Raw genomic sequence first — 1,687 nt, 5'->3', positions numbered from 1 at the left:
ATCGCGCAGAGAGCTGAAATGATAGGTCGCCGTGCCCGGAGACAGGCCGGCACTTTTCGCGACCAGTCTATGCGTCATGCGCTCAGGCCCATATTCCCCGATCAGGGATATGGCAGCTCTTAAAAGGCGCTCTCGCGCACCCAGCCTGTCGGCAGCTTCCCCCATAATGTCCGTACAATAGTACGAACCGGGCAAATTGTCGAGGCAGACCGGGCCCGAACTGTCTGCACGCCCACCCATCGCTTCGGCAGGTGCGCGCAAAACAGGCTATTGATAAGCTCTATGCAGATGGGCCATGGGTGAAGACATGACATTGCTCCCTTTCCTTCTAGCCGCCATCGGCGGCTATCTGCTCGGCTCGATCCCGTTCGGTCTGATCATCACGCGTGCCGCCGGCCTCGGTGACATCCGCAAGGTCGGCTCGGGCAACATAGGCGCGACGAACGTGCTCCGCACAGGCCGGAAGGATCTGGCGCTCGCTACCCTGCTACTCGACAGCTTCAAGGCCGGCCTGGCCGTCCTCTTATTTAGTCTCCTCTTCGAAAGCCGGAATGTAGGCCTCATCGCGGGCCTCGCCGCCTTTCTCGGCCATTGCTATCCGGTCTGGCTGGGCTTCAAGGGCGGCAAGGGCGTTGCGACCTATGCCGGCCTCCTGGTGTTTGCGTCCCTGAAGGGCCTGATGATCGGTGCGCCCGTCTGGTTTGCCATGTTTCTGCTGTTCAGGATTTCCTCGCTCGCCGCGCTGACAGCGGCCGCGCTCGTTCCCCTGGGCGCCCTTCTGCTTGGTGAAACCGAATTTGCCGTCGGTGTGCTCACCGCCCTGAGCGTCCTCGTTTTCTGGACACACCGGTCCAACCTCTCGCGCCTGCTGAAAGGCACCGAGCCGAAATTCGGACAGAAGAAAAAGGCAGACGAGACGCCATGACGGCAAATATGTCGGATGAGGCCCGCGCCGCCTGGATCGCGCTTGCCAGAGCTGCGAAAATCGGCCCCGTCACCTTCGCCCAGCTCATCGCGCGGTATGGAGACCCGGCAGAAGCCACCCGCGCCGTCCCGAAACTCGAAACCGACACCGAAGCCGCAAAGGCCGAACTCGAGGCGACGCGCGCGATCGGCGGTGACATCATCTGCAGCTGCGAAGCCAGCTATTCCCCTGCCCTCCTGCCACTCGATCCGCCGCCGCCTGTCCTCTCCGTCCTGGGCGACGCGTCCCTCTTCGAACGCCCGGCCATTGCCATTGTCGGTGCGCGTGACGCTTCGGCTGCAGGCCGGAAAATGGCGCGGACGATGGCCTCGGCGCTGGGTGCAGCGGGGCTGGTGACCATTTCCGGTCTTGCGCGTGGCATTGACGGCGAGGTCCACGCAGCGAGCTTTGAAACCGGCACGATCGCCGTACTGGCCGGCGGCATCGATCATGTCTATCCGCCCCAGCATGGCGAACTCTATCAGACGATCTGCGAGCATGGGATGATCGTGTCCGAAAGGCGGCTTGGTCACCGGGCCACGGCGAAAGATTTCCCGCGCCGCAACCGGATCATTACAGGCCTTGCCGCCGGCACGGTGATTGTCGAGGCTGCCGAACGCTCCGGCTCGCTCATTTCAGCCAGAATGGCAGGTGAACAGGGCCGCGAAGTCATGGCCGTGCCTGGCTCGCCGCTCGACCCGCGCGCAGCCGGGACCAATCGCC

3 protein-coding genes are annotated in these 1,687 nt (G+C 63.4%); 2 read left to right on the top strand and 1 reads right to left on the bottom strand.

What is annotated here, in order from left to right:
- On the bottom strand, positions 1-261 hold a 261-nt coding region (locus WA989_RS07465; RefSeq protein WP_424339877.1), incomplete at its 3' end, for a TetR family transcriptional regulator.
- Positions 262-307: 46 nt separating this feature from the next.
- Between WA989_RS07465 and plsY the strand changes: the two genes are divergently transcribed.
- Together plsY and WA989_RS07455 are read left to right on the top strand one after the other, a co-directional pair.
- The gene (plsY, locus tag WA989_RS07460; RefSeq protein ID WP_424339876.1) at positions 308-925 is read left to right on the top strand and encodes a glycerol-3-phosphate 1-O-acyltransferase PlsY; all 618 of its coding nucleotides are present in this window, start codon (positions 308-310) and stop codon (positions 923-925) included.
- A partial coding sequence (locus tag WA989_RS07455; protein ID WP_424339875.1) for a DNA-processing protein DprA occupies positions 922-1,687 on the top strand: 766 nt, incomplete at its 3' end. The genes plsY and WA989_RS07455, both read left to right, overlap by 4 nt.

The organism is Henriciella sp. (assembly GCF_049649345.1).
Taxonomy (GTDB): Bacteria; Pseudomonadota; Alphaproteobacteria; order Caulobacterales; family Hyphomonadaceae; genus Henriciella.
The sequence above is the reverse complement of the archived record's forward strand: the minus strand, read 5'-3'. Positions and strand labels throughout refer to the sequence as shown.

What these genes read in the sequence shown, in the direction of transcription:
- plsY (WP_424339876.1), top strand. Translation starts at nt 308, where the DNA reads ATGACATTGCTCCCTTTCCTTCTAGCCGCCATCGGCGGCTATCTGCTC.